Here is a 25,587-nt window from a genome sequence, read left to right as displayed (position 1 = left end):
CCTCCGGCCTCCCTGCAGCCAGCTGCCTCTTCTCCTGGGAACTTGCCAAAGCCTCAGCCAAAGCAGACGGAGGCTTCCAAACCCCGTTCGGCACTTTTGGGAGCACCATATTCCTTTGCGGCACCCTCACCGAAAAAATCGCAAAATATGAAAAAACATCCTCACTCAGAATCAGCGACCCAACCGGCGTCCTCATCATAACAACAACCCGCACCACCGAAAAACTCGCAGAAACAATCGAACAGCTTGAGTCGCCCGCATTCATCCTCGTAACCGCAACCGTAAAATTCCGCACCTACGCAAACAAAACCTACTCAGAAATCATCCCCAACACAATCATCCCCTGCGACCGAAAAACCCGCGACGCATGGCTCTGCGGCGCCGTTGCCGCAGCTGTTGTGCGGCTTGAACAGCTGCCGCCAACACCTGACAAAAGCGAATTTGTAAAAATTCTCCTCAAAGCCCTCGACAACGTCCGGAGTGATCACGCAGCGACCGCAACCGCGTCTGCGGCAGCAACACCAGCCGTAACCGACGAACAGCTCCTTGCGCTCATCATCGAGCTCTCCGGCAAAAAAGGAGCACCAATAGCAGACGTCGTCACCCGCGCAGCAAAACTCGGACTTGGAGAAAAAGACACCAAAGCAGCCCTCGCACGGCTCATGGAAGAGGGTGAATGCTACACCCCGACCACCGAACTCATCAAAATCGCCTGATTTCATGAACCCCAAATTCTACGCAGACGGGCCCGCCGTCCTCATCGAACGAAACTCGCGCACCCTCGTAATCGCTGACCCCCACTTCGGCGTCGAAGCAGACCTTCACCGCCGCGGCCTCCACTTCCAGAGCGCGACCCAGTCGCGGCTCTCAAGGTTGCTTGGAATCATCGAAAAAAGCGAACCTGACTACCTCGTCGTCTTAGGCGACCTCAAACACATGATCCCCTACGTCACCTACCAGGAAAAAACCGAAGTCCCGCAGGTCCTCGAAAAAATCCGGGAACAGACCGAGTTCAGGCTCGCGCCCGGAAACCATGACACCGGCCTTGAACAGTATCTCGAAAAAGACGAACTCCTCCCGATCAACGGCGCAGCCATCGACGGCGTCGGCTACATGCACGGCCACACCATCCCATCCCTTGACCTCGCCGGAAAACTCATCCTCTGCGGCCACCACCATCCGGTCGTTAACATCTATGACGAAGTCGGCTGCTCGCTTCGCGGAACACCCGGCTACCTCCTCGCAGAACTCGAAAACTCAGCACTCGGTCTGCCGGCTGCGGGCACCCCGACACGTGCACTCCTCGTTCCCGCATTCTACGAACTCGCAGGCGGCATGGACGTCAGATTAATTCCCGGCAACAAAATATCGCCGGTCGCAAAAGCAATCATCACCAACACAGCCGAAGTGTTTCTCAAAGACGGCACCTACGTCGACACCTGGGAGCATCTCACCCCAAACCCGGAGGAGTCATGACCACAGCCATCGAAGAGCTGCGTGCGAGCCTGCACCCAAAAATCCGTGACGCACTTGACAAACGCGGGTTTGACGAGTTCTCCGAGATCCAGATGCGGGCGGTGCCAAAACTCATCACAGGCGACAACGCCGTCCTCATCGCGCCGACCGGCACCGGAAAAACCGAAAGTGCACTTCTCCCGCTGTTTCACCGCATGCTCACCGAAACCCACCCGCCGGGATTCACCGTCCTCTACATCACGCCGCTCCGTTCCCTCAACCGCGACATGATGAACCGGCTCGAGTGGTGGGGACACGAACTCGGGCTTCGCATCTCGGTCAGGCACGGGGACACCACCGCAAACGACCGCCGAAAACAGGCAACGCACCCGCCCGACATCCTCATCACCACACCCGAAAGTCTGCAGGCAATGATGATGGGAAAAGTTCTCCGCAAAAACCTCGAAGGCACCCGTTACGTGGTCATCGACGAAATACATGAACTCGCAAGCGGCAAACGCGGAGCACAGTTATCCATCGGTCTTGAACGGCTGGTAGAGCTGTCAGGCGAGGTGCAGAGAATCGGAATTTCTGCGACTGTGGGAAACCCTGAGATCATCGGTCAGTTCCTCTGCGGAAAACGTCCCTACACGATTGTGCAGGTTCCGGTCGCAAAGACGCTTGACCTCACCGTCCGGTTCGCCGGCGAGGCGTTTGCAGATCAGATCAAACTGATCGAGCAGTGCATCGACTCCCACACCTCAACGCTCGTCTTCACCAACACCCGAAGCGTGGCAGAGGCCATCGGCCATGCGTTGCGTGAGCGCGGAGACATTGATGTGCATCACGGCTCGCTTTCGCGCGAGATGCGAGTCGATGCCGAGGACCGGTTCCGCGCCGGCGGAACCAAAGGTATGATCTGTACCTCCTCAATGGAGCTTGGTATCGACATCGGTCAGATTGATCATGTCGTTCAGTTCAACTCGCCGCGCGAGGTTGCCCGTCTCATCCAGAGAACCGGGCGTGCCGGCCACCAGCTGAACGCGACCTCGAAAGGAACGGTGCTTGCAACCGGCTTTGACGACTGTATCGAGTCGATGATTATTGTTCGAAAAGCGATGCAGAACGAGCCTGAGAATGTGAGACCGCACATCAACGCAGCGGATGTCATCGCAAACCAGATAGCTGCGATCGCGGTTGAGCGCGGAGAGGTGTCGATCCAAAAAATTGAGGAGATAATCTCCCGCAGCTACTGTTTTGCAGAAGCAGGCCCTCTCATCCGCGAGGTGATTGCTCAGATGGAGAAGCATTATCTGATTCGAACCGAGGGCGATATGCTGATCACCAAGACGCGGGCACGCCGCTATCTTTCAATGAATCTGTCGATGATTGCTGACGAGAAGAAGAGCGTCGTGTTTGATGTGGTGTCGCGAAAACCGGTCGGCACCCTTGACGAGTCGTTTGTGATCAGCTGGATTTCTTCAGGAGCGGTGTTTGTGGCTCGCGGTAAAATGTGGCGGGTACTCGACATTGATGAGGACCGGATCATGGTCGAGCCTGCGAAGAATGCAAAAGGCGAGCTGCCGTCGTGGGAGGGTGAACAGATTCCGGTGCCGTTCACGGTTGCGATGGAGGCAGGGCGGCTTCGTCGTCTGCAAAACTTTGGTGAGTATCGTGCGGATACGCGGTCGGTGGCATTTTCGGAAAAAGTTCTTTCCGAGATGAAGAAAAACCGGTCGATCACGGCGACCGATAAGGTGATTGTGCTGGAGGATGCGGATGAAGGGGTGGTGGTGAATCTCTGCGGCGGTCACAAGGTGAACGAGGCGCTTGGTCGCGTGCTTTCGATTCTGCTATCTGCACGGTACGGGACGGCGGTTGGTATTGAGACGAATGCGTACCGGATTTTGCTGAGGCTGCCGAAGTTTCTGCGTGCGCCGGATGTGGATGAGGTGCTCTGTTCGCTTGAGCCGGATCATGTCGAGGCAATTCTGATGCTTGCTTTAAAGAAAACTGCTCTTTACAAGTGGAAGCTGGTGCAGATTGCGAAAAAGTTCGGAGCGATTGATGCGGACGCGGATTATGAGAAGATCAGTATCAATCGGCTGATGGAGTTGTTCGACAATACAGTTATTGAGAAGGAGGCGTTTCGCGAGCTGTTCTTTTCAAACATGGATGTTTTGCATGCGAGGGAGGTTGTTCAGAGTCTGAAGGATCATACAATGGAGACTGCGACAAGCAGGCTTTCGATCATCGGGGCTGAGGGGCTTTTCACGGGACGCGATGTGATTGTGCCGCCGGGGGAGGATCAGGCGATTATTGAGAGTGTGAAGCACCGCATTGATGAGCAGGATATTATTCTCGCCTGTATGCACTGCAAGTCCTGGAAGAGCAAGACAAAGGTGGGGCGTGCGCCGGATAATCCCCAGTGTCCGCTCTGCGGAGCGCGGCTGGTGGCGGTTTTGAAGCCGTACGATGAGAAGCTGTATGCGGCGATGAAGAAGAAAAATAAGACGACTGAGGAGAAGGAGGCTGAGGCGCGGATGATGCGTAATGCGAATATGGTGCTTTCGAGCGGGAAAAAAGCGATTATTGCTCTTGCGGGACGCGGGGTGGGCCCTGAGTCTGCGGCGCGGATTTTGAATACGTTTGCGACCGGGGATAATTTTTACCGTGAGATTCTGAAGGCTGAGCGGAAGTTTGTCCAGACGCACCGATTCTGGTCGGATTGATTGCCAAATTCCTAAGAAGGTGGGAGGTTTTGTCCGTGGTTACTCCAAGCGAACCCAAAACCAAAGCAAACCCGTCACCATCTATAGCTATAAAGCAAGTCACTACAAAACTACCAAATATGAACCGAAGACATCTCCTGATAGCAACCGCAGCGATATTTTGTCTGCTGTGTGCGGTTACAGCTGGCTGTGTATCGCCCAATGCAGTTGATCCTCTTCCAACACCAACAGCATCGGCGACACCCGCAGGCGAGTGGGAAGGAGTGCTGACAAACGTTGACGGAACACAAACCGAGTACAAGCTCGACTGCGAAAAAGGCGGCTCGGCAAAACTTGAAGTCGACTCAACAAGACCAAAAGGGAGCGATCGCACCTACCGCGGCACCTGGATTGAGAATGTCAAAGACTCCTACACGTTGTCCTTTGGAGCGGAGGGCACCTACCTGTTCGTAATCAACAGCGACGGAACCGGCCAGCTGACCACACCTGACGGCATCACCGTTACCATGCGGCCTGATGAAGACAACGCTGCCGCATCTGATCCGATCGTCGGGGAATGGAAAGGAACCACAGTCAACGGCGACACGCGAATCGAGTACGATCTCACGCTGGGCCGGTCCGGCAGCGCTGAGATAGACGTTGACACCAGCTCGCCCCTCTCATACGAAAAGGAGATGTCATACCACGGCACCTGGACAAAAAAATCAGAGGGGGTCTACACAATATCGGCAGTTGGAACCGGAGACTACACGCTGACCCTCTCCTCAAACAGCGTCGCGACTCTGTCCACTCCTGACAACGGCGAAGTCACGCTTGTTAGGGATTACTAAAAACCAAAAAAACATCAGCGGGATTATCCGCTGCGTTCATTATTTTTCACACCAAATAGATTTAGAATGAAGTCCTCCCCGTTTCTTGCACCAGTCCCCTTCTACTGGTGCGACAACTGCCACGTGCCGGTAATGGGCAAACTCTGTGCCTGCGGCGGGAAAACACGGCCCGTGTCCGTCACCCCGCCAGGCGACGTCCGGCCGGCATTTGACCGCGACCGAAACCTCGTCAACCGCCTCTTTGAAGAACAGTTCGGCGTCCCCTTAATCCCAGACGACCACATCGCGCTCCTCAACAAAGTTCCTGACGAAGACCGGATGGAGGAGATTATCCTCGGAGGAGCAGTAGTCTGCGCAGTCCGGTTTATTCCATCCGAAAACCGCTGGGAAGTACTGCCGCGCGAGTCAGCGGCAAAGCTGGTGCAGCCGACAAAACACATCATCCGCGTAACAAACGAGGCCGCATCCTACATCAAGGACGGCAACAGCGTCCTGATGCCGGGAGTTGTCTTTGTATCTCCGGAAATTTTAGTCGGTGACAGCGTGTTTGTGATGTCAGAGGAGGGAGAGTGCGTTGCGGTCGGCAGGGCAAAAATGTCGTATGCGGAAACGGTTGGGGCAACCCGCGGTCAGCTCGTGCGGACCCGCAGGACACAAAAAGCAGTCGTTGATCCGGCACCGTCAACATGGGAGGACGCAATTGCTGCGAACAAGGGAGTGCTTGATCTCTACGAATCAAAGTCGATTGAGTTCATCAGAGATGTCATCTCCAAAAATCCCGGACTGAAGCCGACGGTCTCCTACTCCGGCGGGAAGGACAGTCTGGTGACTCTTTTAATAACGCTGAAGGCAGTTGGAAAGCTACCGATAATTTTCGCAAATACGGGCCTTGAGTTTCCGGAGACGATTGAGAACGTGCGGATTGTACAGGAAAAATACGGACTTGAGCTGATCGAACGGTCAGGCAAGGAAGGATTCTGGGAAGGGTTTGAGGCGAACGGTCCGCCGGCGGTGGACTTCCGCTGGTGCTGCAAGGCATGCAAGCTGGAACCGGTGAAGCGTCTTATTGAGGAGACCTGGGGCGAGGCGCTGTCGCTGATCGGGCAGCGGAAGTATGAGTCTGCGAAACGGATGATGAGTCCGCGGGTCTGGCGGAACAAAAATGTGATGTGCCAGCTGTCGGCAGCGCCGATTCAGCACTGGACGGCGATGCATGACTGGCTGTATCTGTTCCGCGAACAGGCTCCCTACAATCCTCTCTATGAGTTAGGTCTTGACCGCATCGGCTGTTTCATGTGTCCGTCGTCAGATATCGCCTGCATGAAGGATATTGAGGCGATGTATCCGGAGCTGTGGGCGATGTGGGAGGAGAAGCTCTCCGGCTGGGGAAACCGCAACGGCAAAACGCCCGAGTGGGCGTCGAAGGGTCTGTGGAGAGTTCGCGAGTCTGCGGAGGAGGACGCTGATAATGACAGCCACTTCTAAGATTGCAGTTATCGACTACGGTCTTGGCAATCTGCGAAGTGTGGTGCGGGGACTTGAGGCCGCGGGATGCAGGCCTGTGATCACGGCAGAGCCTGAGCTGATTGCGTCAGCCGATGGGATTGTGCTGCCCGGAGTCGGGGCATTTGCAGAAGGTATGGAGAAGCTTGCGCCGATCCGGCATGTTGTGGAGGCCGCGGTTTTAGAAAAACCGCTGCTTGGAATCTGTCTTGGGATGCAGATGCTGCTTGAGGAGAGCGAGGAGCATGGTCTGCATCAGGGGCTTGGGTTTGTGCCAGGCTCTGTTCGAAAATTTGCAAAAGTTGAGAGGATGAAGGTTCCGCAGATGGGATGGAATACGATTACGCCAACGACACATCCGCTGTTTGCTGATATCCCTGAAGGGACGTATGTGTATTTTGTTCACTCCTACTATGCGGATACAACGCCGGAGTTTACCATCGCGACAACCGAGTACATTGTTTCGTATGCCTCAGCGGTCGCGAATAAAAATGCGATCGGGGTGCAGTTCCATCCTGAGAAGAGCGGGCCTGCGGGGCTTGCAATTCTCCGGAATTTTGTGGCGATGACTGAGTGAAATGGGGGCGCTTGCTCCGTCGCTTCGTAGCTCCGCCCACGGAAAATCGGAGCACACGGAAATTTTACGGAAAAAAACATCACGGAGCAGACGTGAACAACACGGAATTTTAAATTTTTTTTAGGGATTACAAGACGCTTGCTCAGTAATTTTCCAGAATATATTTCCGTGAACTGCACGGAATTTCAAAATTTTTTTAGGGGTTACAAGACGCTTGCTCAGTAATTTTCTAGAATATATTTCCGTGAACTGCACGGAATTTTAAATTTTTTTAGGAGTTACAAGACGCTTGCTCAGAAATTTTCCAGAATATATTTCCGTGGTGTTCACGTCTGCTCCGTGATGTTTTTTTCCGTAAAATTTCCGTGTGTTCCGCTTTTCCGTGGGCGGAGCAGCGAATTCAAGCAGCGATCTTGTACCGCAACAGCGCCGCAACACCGCCGAGACCGATCAGCCTTTTCCCCGGCTCAAACTCGGTGGACAGCACCACAACACCCGCACCGAGCCGCTCGGCTGCTTCAATCATGCATGCTGTCCTGCTCTGCCGGATCTCGGTATCAGCCACCACAATCGTCTCTGCAGCGCCGTAATCAATAGAGGTCTGCACCTCAGCAGCCCCGTAAGCCACAGCGCCGTTCTGACCGATGCGGAGAAACACCTCATCCATCACCTGCACCTCGCGTGCCAGCTGAAGATCCTCGGCAACCCGTGATAAAACACCGTTCCCGATCGCCTCCTGTGCAGCCCCGTATCCTGAACGGCGCGTATCCTCCATAAGCATCCGGGCAGCAGTATCAGGAGCCTTCGTCTTCGCAAACTTGACAAAATCCTCCTTCACAAACCCGGGGCCCGCGACAACAATCGGACCCGTCACCTTGTCAAGCGCCTTTAACAACTCCTCAAACAAACTCTGCCGCGAGTCCAACTCCGCAGTCTTGCCGCTCCCGATCGTCAGCGTAGTCACGCGTTCAGGACCATACTGGCGGATGCGGTAGAGCTCGGCCTCGCCGTCCTCGATTGCCACAATATGTACAACACCGTGCACCGACGACGAAACCGCGCGATCCAGCCGCTCAAGATCCACCGTCCGCCACTCGCGCACCACCGAGATCTCATACCCGGGCTCAATATTCAGTGCATGGTGCTGACCGGTGTCGGGCCCGAACACAATCACCCCGAACACCCGCAGCCGATTCGCCGTCGGCGTGAACTCAACTTTTTCGCACTTCACGCCGATGCGGACCGGCCGCTTCTCCAGCTTTTCGGCACGCAGCTTATCGTTTGGGCCGTCCACCGTTCGCATTGTAACCGCAAACACCGTATTGCCGTAAGAGATCAGGTGCGACAGATGCCAGAGATCGTCCAGACTTTCAGGCATCAGCTTGTACTCGCCGAATCCGTCGCGTCTCAGCGGCTCGGCAGCGGCAGCCTTCATGACTCCACCAGATCCGATCCGCCCGGAGGCACAAACGCTGCGACCGCTTCGGTGTTCAAAACAGCCTTCAACATCTTCTGATCAGACTCAGGGATCACCTCTTTGAGTTTCCGAAGAACCTTTTTCGCAACATCATTGCCCTCAAACGTCCCGGGGTGCAGCCGCACGGAAATTTTACACCGCGGCTCAACAGCCGCGGGCGTTCCGCCAAGCACCGCAAGTGAGGGCTCCATCTGAATACCGATCGCAACCTCCATCGGGACGTTGCGGAAGTACGTGCGCTCGCCGCGAATCACGAACGAACCATGCGCCACGAACTCGCCGGACTCAGCGGTCTTGCTCACCTGCGAAGGAGCGGCCGCAAGCACATCGCCCGCAGCAGAGCCTGAGCTCCACATACGTGAGTACGATGCCGCAAACTGCACAGCCTCATCCATTTTTTCCGTCTTGCCCTTCACAATCACCACAGACGCACCAAACACATCGGCGTGCAGGAACGTATCCCCGCCTTCCATGTATTTTTTCACCAGCTCCTCGTTCTGATCCGCGTTTCGTCCGCCGATAACCAAAACCCCGTCCGAGGTTTCCATCCATCTGAACCGGTGATACCATTTCGGTTTCATCTTGCCGGGGCCCGCGGCTTTTCGTTTCTCAGGATGCACAATCGCCCGCTCCATCGCGCGAAGAGCTCCTTCTTTTTTGTTGCGGAACTTTTTCGCGGTGTCATAGTAGTGCCCGACATTGGCCTCGAGGCTCTCATGCACAAAAACCGTCACCTTATGTTTCTCACCAAGATCCAAAACAACGGACGCGTCCGCCGGATTCACCGACACAATCCGTTTCGCAGCAGGCGAGTCAGCGCCCTTCAGAACTTTTGCAATATCCTGCCAGGACATTTTTGCGCTTGCCGCGGCAAGGACACCGATCGTCTCCTGCACCTCGCCGTAATGCGAGTAGATTATCTCGGAGCACTCGGTTGCCTCGACAATTTTTTTCTCGAACTTGACAAGAGCCTCCTCCTGTTGTTTGCGAATCCGCTCCTCACGCGAAAGTTTTACCTTCGCCTCGACCACAGCTTCGGCAACGAGTTTTGGATAGAACGCTTCAAGCGCCGCAGAAAATGTCGGGTAGTGGGCCTTTGGCTCACGCAGCAGTGAAGGAAGCGGGAACGCTCCTTTGTCATCGATGACCGGATCAAGAGAGGTCTTCAGCCGCGCAAGGTATGCAATCATCGCCTCATACACCGGTCGAAGCTGTGCCTCGGTCGAAAACTTCGAGGGCATCGACTTTGAGACACCGGCAATCGCACAGACCTCTTCAGATGTCGGGCCGCCAAGCTGCATGCGGGTTGCAAGCGCTCGCACAATGTCAGCCTCGTCCTCGGCAATCTGGGCCGCGAACTCTTCATACGATAGTGAGCCTGGATCCTGTCCTTCCATTGAGTAGACGGCTCCTCCCACAATCTCGCGTTCGCGGAACCGCTTTTGTGCGAGTGCGTTGACAATCACATAGTTACTGTCGGTGAGAATCAGATTTCCCTCATCGAACAGCTCGATGATGAGCCGGAACTCCTGCGGCCGGTCGCATGCAGCTTTGCTGCCTGCTTTGTCATCCTGACGGTCGCATCCAGCTTCGCTGCCTGCTTTGTCATCCTGCCGTGCAGGACGACCTTTTCCAATCGTCAGAATCAGCACGCGTTCGACTGTTTTCTGTTCAACCGCGAGCACCCTTCCCCCTTCAATGAACTTGCGGAGGTACATCGAAAATCCTGACGGATTTTTCGGCGCGTCCGGAAGCGTACTGACCAGATGGGCACGCACCCCTTTCACAATATAGAGGAGATGGCGCGCCTTCTCCTCGCCGTTTAAGCGAATCCCGAACGTCGCGTTATCGTATTGATATATTTTCCCAATCCAGAGCGGCAGAAGAGATGACAGCTCGGCGGTCATTGCTGTCACATCAGTCCCGCTCATACCCGGTGTGGTTGCCATTGATAATACCAAGAATAGATAAGACCTGAAAGCTAAAAAAATAAAGCATCTATCTTACGCGGGCAAAACCGCTCGACAGATTTTCAGCTCCGGAGAATACAAAATATGCAGGTAGCACGAGTCAAAAAAGAAAAATGCAGCACGGCAGACTGCAACCGTTGTATTCGGTTTTGTCCTGTTTCGCGCAAGGACCAGCCGGTAATCTACATCGGAAGGAACAAAAAAGCAACCGTGAACGAGGAGCTTTGTAACGGCTGTGCAAAATGTGTGCGCATCTGTCCCGAAAAAGCAATCGAGATGATCACTATCCCTGATCCAGTAGATGAGACCGCGGTCGCGGTAGAAGAGACCGCATCTGTTGCGACTGCGTCGTCGGCAGACGACGCCGCGGCAGTTCCTGCCGCAACGACAGCTGCAGAAGCTCCCAAACAAACTGCTCCGCCAAAGAAGAAGGAGACTCCGGAAGAAAAAGTCGCCCGGAAAAAATATGAGCACAGCGAACGCGTTATCCGGACACTGATTGCAAGTCTGCTTGGTCTGGCTGCCGGTATTGCCTCGTACTTCCTTGCCGGAACCCCGAGTGCGGAGACCGGCGTTCAGCCTGACCCGTTCCTCGGCATTCTGATTCTTCTGATCGCCATCATCATTCAGAGAACTATTTTCCTCTTGATCAAGATCGATACCAAAAAACTTGGCAAGAAGGACTGGTTCTATCAGGCATTCATCACGTTTGCCCTCTGGTACCTCACCTGGACCATCATTCTGAGCACATCGCTCTTAGCCGAGTAAGATCATGAGGATTGCCATCGTTCACAAAGACCGGTGTCATTCCCGGAAATGCGGACAGGAGTGCATTGCCTACTGTCCGCGGGTACGGACCGGCGACGAAACCATTCAGATCGGAGAAAACGGCCGTGCGGAAATTTCCGAGGAGCTGTGTGTCGGCTGCGGTATCTGTGTGAAAAAATGCCCGTTCGAGGCTTTGGATATTATCCAGCTTCCGGAGGAACTCGACGCACCGATTCACCGCTACGGCCCGAACTCGTTTGTGCTCTACGGGCTTCCCCAGCCGGTCGCAGGAAAAGTGACCGGAGTTCTCGGACCAAACGGTATCGGTAAGTCAACGGCTGTCAAAATATTGTCCGGACAGGTGAAACCGAATCTTGGAATCTTTGAGCGCGAGGTAACGTGGGACGAGATTCTGAAGTTCTACTCAGGAACCGAACTGCTGAGCTATCTGCAGCAGGTCGCAAAAAAGACGATACGTGCATCGATTAAACCGCAGTACATCGACTTCATTCCAAAAGTTTTCAAGGGAACGGTAGGCGAACTGCTCCGCTCAAACGATGAGCGAAAAATGCTCGACTACTATGCAAAGGAGCTGACCCTTGATACGATTCTGGATAAAGACCTTGCAACGCTTTCCGGTGGAGAGCTGCAGAGGGTTGCCCTCACTGTTGCTCTCTCAAAGGAAGCAGACTTCTACTTCCTTGATGAGGTGACGCCGTTCCTTGATATTTATCAGAGGATGATTGCGGCGAAGCTTATTCGAGAGCTTGCTGACAAACATCCGGTGATTCTTGTTGAGCACGACATTGCAATCCTTGACATGGTTGCAGAAACCGTGCACATCGCGTATGGTAAGCCTGCGGCGTTTGGTATCATCACCCGCCCGAAAGGCGTGCGGATTGGTGTGAACCAGTATCTGGAAGGATTCGTTGCCGAAGAGAATGTTCGTATCCGCGATTATCCGGTGGTGTTTGAGACCCGCGGCCATGAGAGCGATGTGGAGCGCGAGATTCTGATGCAGATTCCGGAGATGACAAAGTCATTCCCGGGTTTTACGCTGAAGGTTGCGGGAGGCGAAGTGCGGCGCGGCGAGGTGCTTGGTATTGTCGGTGCGAATGGTATCGGCAAGTCGACGTTTGCGAAACTGCTTGCAGGTGTTGAGACTCCTGACGGCGGCAAAAAGTTTGATACGGTTACGGTTTCGTATAAGCCGCAGTATGTGACTGCGGCAACGTCAGATACGGTGGAATTTTTACTGCGTCAGGCGACCAAACGGTTTGATTCGTCATACTATCAGCATGAAATTCTTGAGCCGCTGGGCCTCATGCCGCTTTTACAGTCTGAGGCGAAGAATCTCTCGGGCGGAGAGTTACAGAGGGTGGCAATTGCTCTGTGTCTTTCGCGCGATGCTGACTTGTACATTCTTGATGAGCCGAGTGCGCACTTGGATGTTGAGCAGCGGCTGGTTACAACGAAGGTCATTAAGCGTGCGGCCGAGGATAAAGGCGCAGGCATCATGGTTATTGATCATGATATGTATACGATCGATATGATCAGCGAGCGGCTGCTGGTGTTCGATGGAAATCCCGGAGCAAACGGTCTTGCTACCGGCCCCTTTGAGATGAAGGATGGTATGAACAAGTTCCTCGGGCTCCTTGGAATCACGTTCCGCCGTGATAAGACGGGACGGCCGAGAATCAATAAGCCGGATTCGTACCTCGACCGCGAGCAAAAAGCCGCTGGCGAGTACTATTACTACAATATTGATGCGGCTGCTCTTGCGGCGGCTGCAAAGGAAGACGGCGAAGGGGAGTAAAACCCTTTCATTTTTTTATTTTTTTAGAATAGGAGTTACGCAGTGTGTGCTGCGGCAAAAACGGTGCATGAGGAAAACGCAAGTTAATACGCCGAACGAAACGAAAACAAAAGTGTCTGACCCCAAACTACTGACTCAAACAGAAAAATTCCAGATCAGACAATTACACATTAGGATGTCAACCTTCAAACATTTTTCCCTCATGATCAGCGATCATCCGTTTCCGGCAGTGGTTGCACCTGAAGGAACCATGAGTCCGGCATGCCTTTTGCCTGTTCACCGCTTCGTTATGCTCTGCAAAGATGTAGATAGAGATTTTATCCTATAGTTCGTATAGTTAGGTATGATTCTGGTAGACTGGGAAATTGCGGATCACATAAAACGCGGGTTTATTGGTGTGGACCCATACGACCCCGCACTTGTACAGCCGAACTCTCTGGATATCCGTCTTGGCAACCACTTCGTCTGGTATGAGCCCTGTGATGATGTGATCGACCCTTACAAAAAAGAGACCATCCTTTCCCACACAAACGAGCGCAAAGGATCCTATTTTGACATCATGCCGGGCCAGTTCGTGCTCGCAGAAACCCTTGAAACCATCACGCTTCCTGACAACGTCGTCTCCTCGATCGAAGGAAAAAGCAGTGTTGCCCGCCTTGGTATCGAGCTTCACCAGACCGGTGGATGGATCGATGCAGGATTTTCCGGCACCATCACGCTTGAGATGTGCAATGTAAACAGCCGGCCTGTCCGCGTGTATGCAGGAATGCCGATCGGCCAGCTGGTGTTCTATGTCACCAAACGCTGTCTCTGCCCGTACGACAAAAAACCGGACGCAAAGTACCAGAACCAGAAAAATGCGACCATCTCACGGTACGACAAAAACACCCTGAACAATATCGAATAATTATCTCTCACTTTTTTTGATGCGTTGGCGCTTCGTAGCTCCGCTCGCATGTTCTGCTCCGCCCACGGAAAAACGGAAAACGCGGAAATATCACAGAAAAACATCACGGAGCAGACGTGAACAACACGGAATTTTAAATTATTTAGGAATTACAAAACACGAGAGCCTTGTTCACGATTTATCCTGAGTATATTTCCGTGTTGTTCACGTCTGCTCCGTGATGTTTTTCTGTGATATTTCCGCGTGTTCCGTTTTTCCGTGGGCGGAGCAGAACATGCGAGCGGAGCTGCGAAGCGGTGGGCGGAGCGACAAACGCCAAGCAGGACACCACCAGAGAACAGGTCTCCGATTACCAATACTAGATATCCTGTTCTGACCAATACTACAGGATATGACAATACTGGCATGCCTTGGTGCCGGACGCATCGGCGGAGAAGTTGCATTCCTTGCGGCCTCTCTCGGCCTCGCTGATGAAATAATCCTGCACGACATGTACGAACCCGTGCTCACCGCCCAAAAACTTGACCTGATTCACGCAATGGACATCACCGTCTCCACCGACACAAAACGCCTGCGTGACGCAGATTTTTGTGTATTTTCCGCGGGAGCCGCACGAACACCTGATATCAAAACGCGCGCAGACCTCTTTGAAGCAAACCTGCCGGTCGCAAAAGAGGCAACAGAGATGCTCGGCGGATTCGGCGGCCACTTAATCGTCATCACCAACCCCATGGACGCATTCACCTGGTACTTTGCAAAACACACCGGCCTTGCGCAGGAACAGGTCATCGGATTCGGCGGCCTTTTAGACAGCCGGAGATTTGCCGTCGCACTTGCATCCTGCGGAGTTAGAGGCGACGCACGTGTCCTTGGCGAACATGGCGACCATCAGGTTCCGATCTTCTCAAGACTTGACATCGACGTCCCCACATCAGTTCGCGAGACAATCCTCACTGACATCTGTGCATCCTCCATGCCGGTCATCAAAGGAAAATCCGGCACCGTGTTCGGCCCTGCCTACCATATCTGCAGCATGATAAAAGACGTTACAACCGACTCGCACCGCCTCATCACCTGCTCAATTCCCGCTGACGGTGCTTACGGCGTTGACGGCTGTGCCCTCGGACTTCCGGCGACTCTCGGCAAAAACGGAGCAATTGTCGACGATTCATGGGAACTGGATGCATGGGAAGAGGAAAAACTTCAGGGTGCCGCCAAATTTTTGCGTGACATCTGTCGGAGAGTCTGATGGCCGGGGAAGAAAATTCCCGGGTAACCATTGCTATCAATCAGGCCGAGTACACCAACGCACCCGGAGGGCCGGTCGTGCACATTTTCGGCAGGACCGAGGACGGAACAGCTCATCACCTGCAGGTAACAGACTTTCGCCCGTACTTCTGGGTCTGGGAAAAGGAGGCTGACTCACCTCACGCAGACAGCATTGAAGTAACCAGCGACAAAGCAGTCTCCATCAAAGGCGAACCGCTCCGCCGCATCTATACCCAGAAACCGACCGACGTCAGAACAGTGCGCGAACGCTACCACCACTACGAAGCAGACATCCCGTTTGCCACCCGTTTTTTAATCGACACGGGCCTCACCGGCGGAGTTGTTGCTCCCGCGGAAGTGTGCAGCTACCGCGAACTTTCAGCCGCAACCGTTCAGTCGCGTCCCCGCGTCTGCATGTGCGATATCGAGTGCGACGACCGGAACGGATTTCCCGAGCCCGAACGCGACCCGATCATCTGTCTGACCTGTCACGACTCCTACGACGACCACTACACCAGCTTCGTGCTTCAGGGGAAAACGCGTGTCGACTACGATCAGCAGCCGGGCCTTGCCAACGGCTGTTTTGTTCAGGGCAGCCACACGATCTGTGTCTACAACACCGAAAAGGAACTCTTCACTGCATTCATCGCCTACATCAGCGAAAAAGATCCTGACATCCTCTCGGGCTGGAACTTTGCCGACTTTGATGCGATGTATATTCTCCGGCGTGCCGAAGTCCTCGGATTCAAAACCGATGCCTTCGCCCGTCTACCGGGCGCAACCGAACGCGACGCCATGCGCGGCCGCGTCATCTTTGATCTTTTGACTGCGTATAAAAAAATGCAGAGCAGTCAAAAAGAGTCCTACCGGCTTGACGCGATTGCCGAGGACGAGCTTGGCGAACGAAAAGTCCGGTATACCGGAACGCTGGGCGATCTCTGGAACAATGATCCCCTCAAAATGGTGGAGTACAACTTCAAGGATGTGGAGTTGTGTGTCGGCATCAACCGAAAAAACGACATCATCGAGTTTTATCAGGAGGTCTCGCGGTACGTCGGGTGTCCGCTCGACAAAGCGCTGAACTCTTCAAATGTTATTGACATCTATATTCTGAGGAAAGCTCACGGAAAATTCGTGCTTCCCTCCAAAGGAAACTCGACCGGCGAAGAGTTTGAAGGCGCGACCGTTTTTGCGCCAAGTAAAGGAGTGAAGGAGAATGTGATCGTGCTGGACCTGAAGTCTCTGTATCCGATGGCGATGATGACCTTGAACGCGTCGCCTGAGACAAAGTCGCCGGACGGCGAGATTCATGCGCCGAACGGTATCAGGTTCAGAAAAAGTCCTGACGGTCTTACCCGCAGCATCATCAGCGAGCTGATGAATGAACGCGACGACCGGAAAAAACTCAGAAACACATTTCCCTACGATTCGCCCGAGTACAAACTCTATGATATGCAGCAGAGTGTTTTGAAAGTCATCATGAACACCTACTACGGGGTGTCGGGATTTTCGCGGTTCCGGCTTTATGACCGTGACATCGGGTCAGCCGTCACCTCGGTCGGACGGGCAATCATTCAGCACACAAAAGGCATCATCACAGAGAGAGGATACGAGGTCATCTACGGGGATACCGACTCCTGTTTCGTGCAGCTGCCAAAAGTTTCCTTAGAGGAGTCGATGGCAATTGCAGAGAGTCTTGAAAAAGAGCTGAATGCGAGCTACACCGACTTTGCCCGCGATACGCTTGGTGCGGAACAGAACTTTTTCTCAATCAAGTTCGAGAAAATTTACCGGAGATTTTTCCAGGGAGGGGCAAAGAAGCGGTATGCCGGCCACCTGATCTGGAAGGAGGGGCAGGAGGTCAACAAGATCGATATCACCGGTTTTGAGATGAAGCGATCCGACTCAGCGCCGATTACCCGCGAGGTGCAGGAGCGGGTTTTAGAGATGATCCTGAAAGGAAACGGCAAGGAGGAGGTGAAGGAGTATCTGCCCGAGGTTCTGCGGATGTACCGTGCAGGGAGGTGTCCTCTGGAGAAGGCAGGAATTCCAAGCGGCATCAACAAAGCTCTCGACGACTATGCGGTGCTTGACGCACACGGCCGGGGGGCACAGTACTCGAATGCGTATCTTGGAACGGATTTCAAGCGCGGCAGTAAACCAAAGAGGCTCTACATCAAACGCTCCAATGATCCTGAGAAGTACCCAAACACTGATGTGCTCTGCTTTGAGTATCCTGATCAGATTCCTGACGGCGCGTTTGAGATCGACTGGGAGACGATGCTGGAAAAAACAATTCGTGCTCCGTTAACACGGATCTTCGATGCTCTTGGATGGGACTGGGACGAGTTCGATCCAACGAAGGCGAAGAAGACGACGCTGGATATGTTTTTCTGAGATATGAACAGCATGCCTTCGGGCCTGCGTATCACTTCGCAAAATCGCACGAAAAAAAATCCTGAGGGAAATTTTTCCCTCCTATTGTATATGTCTGGCAGACCTAATCGATCGCCTGATGCATGATGAGGATGGTTGCTTTGCAACATGTGTGGAGATTCATGGAATGGTTGGGATGGTTTTTAACGGAATTATGCTATCACTCCTGGGCAAGTACCATGAGGTGTCATTCCTGCCTACTTGATTCATTGATCTGAGAACTATTAAACTTCGTCATGGTACGCAAAATGAACATATGAAACGCGAATAGCACGAATAATAATAAATTTCTGCATTATTCCAATCGAGAAAAAAACGATCCAAAAATACGTAATTTTAATAAATCCTTAAAAATTGCCATTGGTGATTTTTCATTCGCGCTATTCCGTGAAGCGGTGAGCAGGCCGAAACGACTCCTGAAAGGAGGAGTTAAACGCGACGGAATGGCGTGTGGAAGGCGTGCGATTCGCGTTTTTTTCAAAAAAACCAACTGAGTTTTTTCGTGGTATTACAAGTGAACAAAACCCACATGAATCGAAGATTAATATCGTTTCACCACCCACATGTAAGCATGGTTTCTGACGAAATCGACGCAATTCTCTCCAAGCTTGAGAGTGATAATGTACGGTCGGTTCTCCTCCAGTTCTCGGACCTGGAAGGTAAACCGAAAAACGTTGCGATTCCGACGAAACAGATGAAGAAGGCACTGACCGATGGCATCAGCTTTGACGGTTCGTCCATTCAGGGGTTTGCGCGGCTGGAGGAGTCGGACATGCTGCTGCGTCCGGATCCTTCCACCTATCAGATCATTCCCTGGTCTGATGAAAAGTTCCGGTCAGCGCGGTTTATCTGTGATGTCTACACAACGCACGGCGAACCGTTCCCAGGCGACCCCCGCCGCATTCTGCGGACACAGATAGACAAAGCTGCAAAGCTTGGCTACACCTTCAATGTCGGCCCTGAGATGGAGTTTTTCCTCTTCCGCATGGTGGAAGGTCATGCCTCCGTGAACCTGCAGGATCACAGCGGCTACTTTGATCAGACCCCGACCAATCCTGCCGAAGACGTCCGCCGCGATCTGGTGATCTCGCTTTCCGAGATGGGTTTCAACATCGAAGCATCCCATCATGAAGTGGCACCAAGCCAGCATGAGATCGATTTCACCTATGGCGATGCTCTCGGCATGGCAGACAAAGTGGTGACATTCAAGTTTGCGGCAAAAACGCTCGCATTGAAACGCAATTTGCATGCAACCTTTATGCCGAAACCGATCCACGGCATAAACGGTTCCGGCATGCATGTCAACTGTTCGCTGATGAAGGACGGCGAAAACGCATTTCTTGATCCAAACGGCGAACACCAGCTCTCAGACACCGCCCGCCACTTTATCGCAGGCCTGCTCAAACACATCGACGGCATCACAAGGATTGCAAACCCGACGATCAACTCCTACAAACGGCTGATCCCGGGATACGAAGCTCCGGTGTATGTCGGCTGGTCGGCGATGAACCGCTCCACACTGATTCGTGTCCCCTCTTCACGCGGACGAAGCACCCGCGCTGAGCTGCGCAGCCCTGACCCGACCTGTAACCCGTACCTCACCTTTGCCGTGATGCTTGCAGCAGGAATGGATGGGGTCATCAACAAAATTGAGCCGCCGGAAAGTATTGATCGAAACATTTTCCGCATGACCGCAGCAGAACGCAGCGAAGCCGGTATCCGCTGTCTTCCCTGGAACCTTCAGGTGGCAAACAATGCCCTTATGGAGGACAAACTGCTCTGTGATGTACTGGGCGAACATGTGGTTGCTCAGATCAACCGGATCGGCGAGCTTGAGTGGGGCGAGTACTCCCGCGCTATCACCGACTGGGAAATCAAGCGGTATCTGGCAAACTACTAATACTTTTTTTGAGGCAACTAACGCTCATTGTAGCTCCGCCCACGGAAAAACGGAGCACACGGAAATTTTACGGAAATAAAAACATCACGGAGCAGACGTGAACAACACGGAAATCAATTGTTTTCGGATTCCGTGATGTTCACGTCTGCTCCGTGATATTTTTCCGTACGTTTTTCCGTGTACTCCGCTTTTCCGTGGGCGGAGCTATGAATTAATAGACAACACCTACCCCCCCATCCAAAAAAGGAACAGCAACGCGTTACATTTACAGAAAGTTCATCATACATCCATTCCACATAATTAAGAGCATAATTGCAGCGCGAGGGTTGCCAAGCCAGGTTAACGGCGCAGGGCTTAGGACCCTGTCTCAAGGAGTTCATGGGTTCGAATCCCATTCCTCGCATACCATTTCATCATCATGCTCGAAAAAATAGAGATACACGGACTGCGGCATTTTGAAAAATACTGCGTGAAAACAAACGGTCTGACAGTATTTTTCGGAAAAAACGGAACCGGAAAATCATCGATCGCAACAGCGTTCCGGCTACTCTCCGCAATTGCCGCAAGATCGCTTGCTGACTGGACAGAAGTATTTTCCAACACCGGAGCACTCTTTCACTTCGGCCCAGAAGAAACAAAAGAGATCATCCTCTCGGTGAAACGGGGAAAAGAGTCCTACTCAGTCACCCTTGCTCAGGATCCAAAGGATTCATCCCGGCTCATACTCAGACGCGAAAAACTGGTGATCCCGCACCACACTGACAACACCCAGTTTGAAACAATCGAAGTCAAAACCGGCGAACGGGAAAGTATCTTCGGCGTCCCGATGGACGGCAAAACGCACGACGTATACCCGCTCATGCAGGAGATGAGCCGCTGGTGGATCGGATCCCTTCTCCCTGCCGCAATCAGAAGTCCTGAAAAAAATGACACCGGCAGAGTACTCTACCCGACCGGAAAAAATCTTGAAGCATGTTTGATCTATCTTGCGGAAAACTCACCGGAAGCATTTCAAAAAATCACTCAGGCGGTCACTGAGATCGAACCCGAGTTCATCAGCTTCGTAGTAATTCAGGAAGGAACGGAAAAATTCCTGCGCTGGGAATCAAAGAAACGTCCGGTACTGATGCCGGCCCAGTACTTCTCCGAAGGAACCCTGCGCACTCTCTGCTACGCGGTCCTCTTCGTCTCTGATGATCTGCCGGAAGCAGTTGTGATCGATGACATTGAAACCGCACTGGACGAGGAACATATTTTGGTCCTGATGCGGCTTGCAGCAGACGCAGGAAAACGGACAAACCTTATTCTCACCACACGCTCCGAAACAGTTGCGAAGTGTGCAGGACCGGCCCTCATGCAGATATAATTTATTTGATGTAAAACAAAATAATTGGCAACAACTATGTTGCGACGTCCCATCCTCCTGCTGCCGGTCCTGTTCCTGCTGTTGATCGTGAGTATTGTCGCAACCACCTGCATCGGAGTGTCGGGGCTGTCGCTCTGGACGTTCGATCCAGCCATGATGCAGAAACTGCTCTTTGAAGTGCGGCTGCCAAGAGTTCTCGGTGCAGTGCTGGTGGGTCTCGGACTTGCCGCGGCGGGATGTGCGATGCAGGGACTGTTCCGCAACCCAATGGCTGACCCGTACATTATTGGAACATCATCAGGAGGAGCGCTCGGCGCTGCGTTTGCAATTGTGTTTCTGGGAGGACTCTTCATGCCAGTCCTGGCATTTATCGGCGCAACCGCGTCCACCATCGCAGTGTATATGATATCTCGTCGAAACGGACGTGTCGCAGTTGAGACACTGCTTTTGTCAGGTATTGCGGTCTCGCTGTTTTTGTCTGCGATGCTTTCGTTTATCATGTACATCTCAGGAAACAGCCTGCACCAGATCATGTTCTGGATGATGGGCGGGTTCTGGAACGTGTACTGGGATGACGTGATGCTCGGGCTTCTGATTCCTGTTGCATGCGTTATTTTGTTTGTGTTTTCCCGCGATCTGAATGTGATGGCGCTTGGCGAGGAGGAGGCGGTGCACCTTGGTGTGAATACCGAGAAAACAAAAAAAATCCTGCTTCTGATCTCTTCCTTCATTACCGGCATTGCGGTTTCGATTGCCGGATGTATCGGGTTTATCGGACTGATCATTCCGCATGTAATGCGGACGATTGCAGGACCTGATCACCGGATTTTACTGCCTGCATCAATGATGGCAGGAGCAATTCTTTTGATGTGGGCCGACACTGCTGCGCGGACACTGCCGGTTGAAATACCGGTTGGAATTATCACGGCGTTTCTTGGAGCACCGTTCTTTTTGTATCTTCTTCGCAGGAGGACAAAGGTATGACGCCGGTTATTTCTGCTGAAAAGTTGTCGGTGAGTTACGGAGATCATCAGGTGCTTGAGAATCTCTCGCTCGCGGTTGAGGAAGGAGGGTTTATCGGAATTCTCGGACCAAACGGATGCGGAAAAACAACATTTCTCAGAACCTTGTCACGGATTCTTGAACCCGATGCCGGTGCGGTGATGGTTGAAGGGCTTGATGTTTCAACCTATGACACAAAAGCTCTTGCAAAAATTCTGGGCTGTGTTCGTCAGGAGACGGATGTGGCGTTTGGGTTTACGGTGCGGGAGATTGTTCTGATGGGCCGCCACCCGCATATTGGAAGGCTTGCTCCTTTGTCGGAGACTGATCTGGCGATTGCGGATGAGGCGATGAGAACGACGAATACGCTGCATCTCGCTGACCGGCTGGTTACAGAGGTGTCGGGCGGCGAGCGGCAGCGGGTGCTGATTGCGCGGACGCTTGCCCAGCAACCGAGGATTCTTTTGCTGGATGAGCCGACATCGCATCTTGATATCAATCACCAGCTGGAAATTTTGCAGCTGATTCATAGTCTGACACCAAAAATTACGGTTGTCGGGGTGTTCCATGATTTTAATCTGGCTTCCTACTTCTGCGACCGGCTGATTTTAATGAATGGTGGAAAAATTACTGCGGCGGGAACGCCGGCCGAGGTGCTGACCGCGAACAGGATCAGGGAGAGTTTTCAGGTGCAGATGTTGGTGAGTCTCCATCCGCTAACCGGTAAACCGTACTGTGTTCCTGAGTATGAGACAGCGTCGGAGACCGCCGCAGAAAACGGCGTCCGCGTGCATGTGATCTCAGGCGGCGGGTCAGGGGCAAAGCTGTTTCATGCGCTGGCATCCAGAGGCTGCCGGATTACAGCAGGGGTTGTTGCAATAAATGATGCGGATTTTTCCGCGGCTGCGGCACTTGATGTTGAAATCATTACTGAACCTCCGTTTGCGGCTGTTTCGTATGCGTCGGCACAGCGGCTGCGGGAGATAATTCATGGCTCAGATGCGGTTGTGGTCTGCGGGATGCCGATTGGGCAAGGAAATCTGGCAAATCTTTTGGTGTTGCAGGATGCAGATGTGCCGATCTATTTCCTTGGCGAATGCGAGGATTTCACCGGAGGAGAGGCATCAGCGCTTGTTGAGGAGCTCTGCGGGAACGGGGCGGTACAGGTTTCTGATACCTGCGATCTGATCAGGCGGCTGGGTCTTTGAGATTTTTTTTTGATCGCCGTTGCTTCGTAGTTCCGTCGCTTTGTAGCTCCGCCCACGGAACACACCGAACACACGGAAATTTTACGGAAAAAAATCACGGAGCAGACGTGAACAGCACGGAAATTTCACAAAAAAAGATCATGGAGCAGACAAGGACATAACAAAAATTCCAAAATAATTTTTCTTCCGTGATGTTCACGTCTGCTCCGTGATTTTTTTCCGTGTGTTCAGTGTCTTCCGTGGGCGGAGCTACAAAGCGGCGGTAATCAAAAAAACTAAATTTATTTTCACAACATCCCGCCTTTCACCGCAGCCCCTATCGCTCCCGCGTACTGCGCTTCTGGCGTCGTCACTACCTCACGACCCAGCCGCTCTGCAAGCGCTGCACGAACCGCTTCGCTTGATGCAAGACCGCCTGAGAAAAACACCGTATCAGCAACTCTCACGCGGGCACAGAGGCCTGCCGCCTTATCAGCAGTCGCGGCAATAACGCCTGCAAGAATTTCCGCACGGTCAGCACCCTTCGCACGAAGCCCGATCACCTCGGACTCCGCAAACACCGCACACGTGCTCGTGATCCTGATAGGAACGGCATCCCTCACCACATCATCAAGCGTTGCAAACGTTGCCCCAAGCGTCTCAAGCATCATCTCAAGAAATTTTCCGGTGCCGGCAGCACACTTGTCATTCATAATAAAATCCACAACCGACCCATCCGCCCCGCAGACGATCACCTTGCTGTCCTGACCGCCGATATCGATCACTGTCCGAACATCCGGGTTCAGATAATGCACGCCAAGCGCATGGCAGGTGATCTCCGTCACCGCCGAGTCCGCCTCAACCGCGACGCGGCCGTAGCCGGTCGCCGTGATTTTGAGATCAGATCGGGAGATACCGTGCTTCGCGCACAGCTCATCCGTAATTTCCCGGACAAGCTCCTTCGTGTTCCAGCCGGATGGAACCATACGCAGATCAAGAATTTTGTCCCCTCTCATTAGGGCAAACTTCGTGTACCTTGACCCTGCATCAACCCCGAGTGAGTATATCATAGCATCTCCAGAAATGCCGACAGTCGCGTGGACAGCTGGCCGAAGTCAGCCTGCGAGTAATCGGTCTCCACATGAATGAACGGCGTGGACTTTGTCTTCGTCACATACTCGCGCAAAAGCGTGCTTTCAGCATTGAATGTGTGGCAGGCAACAAGCCCCATATCCACCACTCCGTCAATATGGTACTCATCAATTTTTTCGCCGATCGTCTGCAAGCGTCCGTCGTTTGGCGTCATGCAGGAGCAGGCAATTCTGATGTACTTGCGGGCGAGCGCATCATACACATCAGGATTTTTCTCATCCACCAGCAGCTCGTTGGGCCTTGAACCAACGCAGCCCTCAATATACACCACCGACCCTCCCGCAGACTCGATCGCATCGATCACTTTGACTGTTGCCTTTGTTATCGGAGAACCTGTCAGAAGAATCCGCTTGGGGCGTGGTCCGGCGCCCGCCGGACGAGAGCTGTACTCTTCCTTCAGACTGCGGGCAAAGGCAATCTTTGCCTCGTGACCTACTGAAGTTGTGAATGTGTTGAACATCACAAAAAGTTCCTTACCTGACAACAGCGGCGGGTCAGATTTTGCAAGTCGGTAGACATCCTGCAAAGCGCGCCGCTCCTCATTCACAAGAGTGATCTGTTCAGCCACCATCTCATCTGTGATGGTGACGGAAAATATTTCTTCGAGTCGTCTCGCAAACTTTCGGAACTCGTTTGCCAGAAACGCGACGCTCTCTTCATCAGTCATCTGCGGCAGGTGAATCACATGAACCGGTTTGTCACGAACCATGTACTCAAACATTTTTTTCTTGCCGTCGCAGGTTGTTTCCCCAACGATCAGTCGTGCAAAATGAAAGTGCGGACACTTGCCGGTTTTGGCAAATCCATAGCTCGACTTCACCAAGGGACAGAAGTTGATTGGGAGATCAGCTTCTGCTGCGGCAATGGTTTCATCATTTCCTGAACAGAGCGAGATTGGTGCAGCACCTGCTGCAAGAATCAGCTCGCGGGGAACAAACGTGCAGAACGTTCCAACAATCGGCTGAGTCTCGGAAATTTTCTGCGCCTCGAGGAATGCAGTTTTGCGGGACTCGGAGAAACTCTCAAAACCGGGCGGGAGGTTGAACATTGGTGTACTTATCTGAAAAAAAATGCATATAGCATTTCTGATGTAGGAGGTGTTGTCCATGAATTTGTTTGTTGGTGGACACTGTTCGGCATTATTCGTTGCTCCGCCCACGGAAAAACGAAACGCATGCCTTCGGCCTGCTCACCGCTTCGCGGGAAAGCGCGGAAATTTTACGGAAAAAAACATCACGGA

The 25,587-nt window shown here is 53.0% G+C and carries 19 protein-coding genes and 1 tRNA gene; 16 read left to right on the top strand and 4 right to left on the bottom strand.

Annotated elements, in window-relative coordinates; genetic code table 11:
• The 6 genes from McpAg1_RS09120 to hisH all read left to right on the top strand — a co-directional run.
• Positions 1-716 (top strand): hypothetical protein (locus McpAg1_RS09120; protein ID WP_338095003.1); only part of this gene is annotated, 716 nt, incomplete at its 5' end.
• A gap of 4 nt (positions 717-720) precedes the next feature.
• Positions 721-1,476, top strand: a complete 756-nt coding sequence (locus McpAg1_RS09115) for a metallophosphoesterase (protein WP_338095002.1) — start codon at positions 721-723, stop codon at positions 1,474-1,476.
• A complete protein-coding gene (locus McpAg1_RS09110; RefSeq protein WP_338095001.1) occupies positions 1,473-4,187 on the top strand; it encodes a DEAD/DEAH box helicase in 2,715 nt (904 codons plus the stop codon). The genes McpAg1_RS09115 and McpAg1_RS09110 overlap by 4 nt, the downstream gene beginning before the upstream one ends.
• A gap of 119 nt (positions 4,188-4,306) precedes the next feature.
• Positions 4,307-5,017 carry a hypothetical protein gene (locus tag McpAg1_RS09105; RefSeq protein WP_338095000.1) on the top strand — a complete coding sequence of 237 codons (711 nt, stop codon included), beginning with the start codon at positions 4,307-4,309 and terminating at the stop codon, positions 5,015-5,017.
• Positions 5,018-5,083: 66 nt separating this feature from the next.
• On the top strand, positions 5,084-6,502 hold the full coding sequence (locus McpAg1_RS09100; RefSeq protein ID WP_338094999.1) for a phosphoadenosine phosphosulfate reductase domain-containing protein: 1,419 nt from the start codon (positions 5,084-5,086) through the stop codon (positions 6,500-6,502).
• Positions 6,486-7,097, top strand: a complete 612-nt coding sequence (gene hisH / locus McpAg1_RS09095) for an imidazole glycerol phosphate synthase subunit HisH (protein ID WP_338094998.1) — start codon at positions 6,486-6,488, stop codon at positions 7,095-7,097. Before McpAg1_RS09100 ends, hisH begins: the two co-directional genes overlap by 17 nt.
• A 400-nt stretch (positions 7,098-7,497) precedes the next feature.
• Here hisH and McpAg1_RS09090 read toward each other — a convergent pair whose 3' ends face one another.
• Together McpAg1_RS09090 and rqcH are read right to left on the bottom strand one after the other, a co-directional pair.
• Positions 7,498-8,532, bottom strand: coding sequence for an mRNA surveillance protein pelota (locus McpAg1_RS09090; RefSeq protein ID WP_338094997.1), 1,035 nt, complete (start codon positions 8,530-8,532; stop codon positions 7,498-7,500).
• Positions 8,529-10,523 carry a ribosome rescue protein RqcH gene (rqcH, locus tag McpAg1_RS09085; RefSeq protein WP_338094996.1) on the bottom strand — a complete coding sequence of 665 codons (1,995 nt, stop codon included), beginning with the start codon at positions 10,521-10,523 and terminating at the stop codon, positions 8,529-8,531. Before rqcH ends, McpAg1_RS09090 begins: the two co-directional genes overlap by 4 nt.
• A gap of 105 nt (positions 10,524-10,628) precedes the next feature.
• Between rqcH and McpAg1_RS09080 the strand changes: the two genes are divergently transcribed.
• The 10 genes from McpAg1_RS09080 to McpAg1_RS09035 all read left to right on the top strand — a co-directional run bounded on the left by McpAg1_RS09080 (position 10,629) and on the right by McpAg1_RS09035 (position 23,216).
• Entirely contained in the window at positions 10,629-11,312 is a 684-nt protein-coding gene (locus McpAg1_RS09080; protein WP_338094995.1) for an EMC6-like membrane protein, read from the top strand.
• 4 nt (positions 11,313-11,316) lie between these two features.
• On the top strand, positions 11,317-13,128 hold the full coding sequence (locus McpAg1_RS09075; RefSeq protein ID WP_338094994.1) for a ribosome biogenesis/translation initiation ATPase RLI: 1,812 nt from the start codon (positions 11,317-11,319) through the stop codon (positions 13,126-13,128).
• A gap of 343 nt (positions 13,129-13,471) precedes the next feature.
• Positions 13,472-14,035 (top strand): dCTP deaminase, encoded by a 564-nt coding sequence (dcd, locus tag McpAg1_RS09070; RefSeq protein WP_338094993.1) that lies wholly within the window; start codon positions 13,472-13,474, stop codon positions 14,033-14,035.
• Positions 14,036-14,426: 391 nt separating this feature from the next.
• Positions 14,427-15,284 (top strand): malate dehydrogenase, encoded by an 858-nt coding sequence (locus McpAg1_RS09065; RefSeq protein ID WP_338094992.1) that lies wholly within the window; start codon positions 14,427-14,429, stop codon positions 15,282-15,284.
• Positions 15,284-17,701: a DNA-directed DNA polymerase gene (locus tag McpAg1_RS09060; RefSeq protein WP_338094991.1), complete on the top strand. Its 2,418-nt coding sequence runs from the start codon at positions 15,284-15,286 to the stop codon at positions 17,699-17,701. Before McpAg1_RS09065 ends, McpAg1_RS09060 begins: the two co-directional genes overlap by 1 nt.
• A 610-nt stretch (positions 17,702-18,311) precedes the next feature.
• On the top strand, positions 18,312-19,640 hold the full coding sequence (glnA, locus tag McpAg1_RS09055; RefSeq protein WP_338094990.1) for a type I glutamate--ammonia ligase: 1,329 nt from the start codon (positions 18,312-18,314) through the stop codon (positions 19,638-19,640).
• 319 nt (positions 19,641-19,959) lie between these two features.
• Positions 19,960-20,043 (top strand) — tRNA-Leu (locus McpAg1_RS09050).
• 15 nt (positions 20,044-20,058) lie between these two features.
• On the top strand, positions 20,059-21,006 hold the full coding sequence (locus McpAg1_RS09045) for an AAA family ATPase (protein ID WP_338094989.1): 948 nt from the start codon (positions 20,059-20,061) through the stop codon (positions 21,004-21,006).
• A 36-nt stretch (positions 21,007-21,042) separates the two neighbouring features.
• Entirely contained in the window at positions 21,043-21,990 is a 948-nt protein-coding gene (locus McpAg1_RS09040) for a FecCD family ABC transporter permease (RefSeq protein ID WP_338094988.1), read from the top strand.
• On the top strand, positions 21,987-23,216 hold the full coding sequence (locus McpAg1_RS09035) for an ABC transporter ATP-binding protein (RefSeq protein ID WP_338094987.1): 1,230 nt from the start codon (positions 21,987-21,989) through the stop codon (positions 23,214-23,216). The genes McpAg1_RS09040 and McpAg1_RS09035 overlap by 4 nt, the downstream gene beginning before the upstream one ends.
• 287 nt (positions 23,217-23,503) lie before the next feature.
• Here McpAg1_RS09035 and McpAg1_RS09030 read toward each other — a convergent pair whose 3' ends face one another.
• Positions 23,504-24,265, bottom strand: coding sequence for an acyl-CoA dehydratase activase (locus tag McpAg1_RS09030; RefSeq protein WP_338094986.1), 762 nt, complete (start codon positions 24,263-24,265; stop codon positions 23,504-23,506).
• A complete protein-coding gene (locus tag McpAg1_RS09025; RefSeq protein WP_338094985.1) occupies positions 24,262-25,395 on the bottom strand; it encodes a double-cubane-cluster-containing anaerobic reductase in 1,134 nt (377 codons plus the stop codon). Before McpAg1_RS09025 ends, McpAg1_RS09030 begins: the two co-directional genes overlap by 4 nt.
• Positions 25,396-25,587: the final 192 nt, after the last annotated feature.

Origin of the sequence: Methanorbis furvi (genome assembly GCF_032714615.1) — an archaeon.
Classification (GTDB): Archaea; Halobacteriota; Methanomicrobia; order Methanomicrobiales; family Methanocorpusculaceae; genus Methanocorpusculum; species Methanocorpusculum furvi.
This window is presented reverse-complemented; position numbering and strand designations above follow the sequence as displayed.

What these genes read in the sequence shown, in the direction of transcription:
- McpAg1_RS09115 (WP_338095002.1), top strand. Translation starts at nt 721, where the DNA reads ATGAACCCCAAATTCTACGCAGACGGGCCCGCCGTCCTCATCGAACGA.
- McpAg1_RS09110 (WP_338095001.1), top strand. Translation starts at nt 1,473, where the DNA reads ATGACCACAGCCATCGAAGAGCTGCGTGCGAGCCTGCACCCAAAAATC.
- McpAg1_RS09105 (WP_338095000.1), top strand. Translation starts at nt 4,307, where the DNA reads ATGAACCGAAGACATCTCCTGATAGCAACCGCAGCGATATTTTGTCTG.
- McpAg1_RS09100 (WP_338094999.1), top strand. Translation starts at nt 5,084, where the DNA reads ATGAAGTCCTCCCCGTTTCTTGCACCAGTCCCCTTCTACTGGTGCGAC.
- hisH (WP_338094998.1), top strand. Translation starts at nt 6,486, where the DNA reads ATGACAGCCACTTCTAAGATTGCAGTTATCGACTACGGTCTTGGCAAT.
- McpAg1_RS09090 (WP_338094997.1), bottom strand. Translation starts at nt 8,532, where the DNA reads ATGAAGGCTGCCGCTGCCGAGCCGCTGAGACGCGACGGATTCGGCGAG.
- rqcH (WP_338094996.1), bottom strand. Translation starts at nt 10,523, where the DNA reads ATGGCAACCACACCGGGTATGAGCGGGACTGATGTGACAGCAATGACC.
- McpAg1_RS09080 (WP_338094995.1), top strand. Translation starts at nt 10,629, where the DNA reads ATGCAGGTAGCACGAGTCAAAAAAGAAAAATGCAGCACGGCAGACTGC.
- McpAg1_RS09075 (WP_338094994.1), top strand. Translation starts at nt 11,317, where the DNA reads ATGAGGATTGCCATCGTTCACAAAGACCGGTGTCATTCCCGGAAATGC.
- dcd (WP_338094993.1), top strand. Translation starts at nt 13,472, where the DNA reads ATGATTCTGGTAGACTGGGAAATTGCGGATCACATAAAACGCGGGTTT.
- McpAg1_RS09065 (WP_338094992.1), top strand. Translation starts at nt 14,427, where the DNA reads ATGACAATACTGGCATGCCTTGGTGCCGGACGCATCGGCGGAGAAGTT.
- McpAg1_RS09060 (WP_338094991.1), top strand. Translation starts at nt 15,284, where the DNA reads ATGGCCGGGGAAGAAAATTCCCGGGTAACCATTGCTATCAATCAGGCC.
- glnA (WP_338094990.1), top strand. Translation starts at nt 18,312, where the DNA reads ATGGTTTCTGACGAAATCGACGCAATTCTCTCCAAGCTTGAGAGTGAT.
- McpAg1_RS09045 (WP_338094989.1), top strand. Translation starts at nt 20,059, where the DNA reads ATGCTCGAAAAAATAGAGATACACGGACTGCGGCATTTTGAAAAATAC.
- McpAg1_RS09040 (WP_338094988.1), top strand. Translation starts at nt 21,043, where the DNA reads ATGTTGCGACGTCCCATCCTCCTGCTGCCGGTCCTGTTCCTGCTGTTG.
- McpAg1_RS09035 (WP_338094987.1), top strand. Translation starts at nt 21,987, where the DNA reads ATGACGCCGGTTATTTCTGCTGAAAAGTTGTCGGTGAGTTACGGAGAT.
- McpAg1_RS09030 (WP_338094986.1), bottom strand. Translation starts at nt 24,265, where the DNA reads ATGATATACTCACTCGGGGTTGATGCAGGGTCAAGGTACACGAAGTTT.
- McpAg1_RS09025 (WP_338094985.1), bottom strand. Translation starts at nt 25,395, where the DNA reads ATGTTCAACCTCCCGCCCGGTTTTGAGAGTTTCTCCGAGTCCCGCAAA.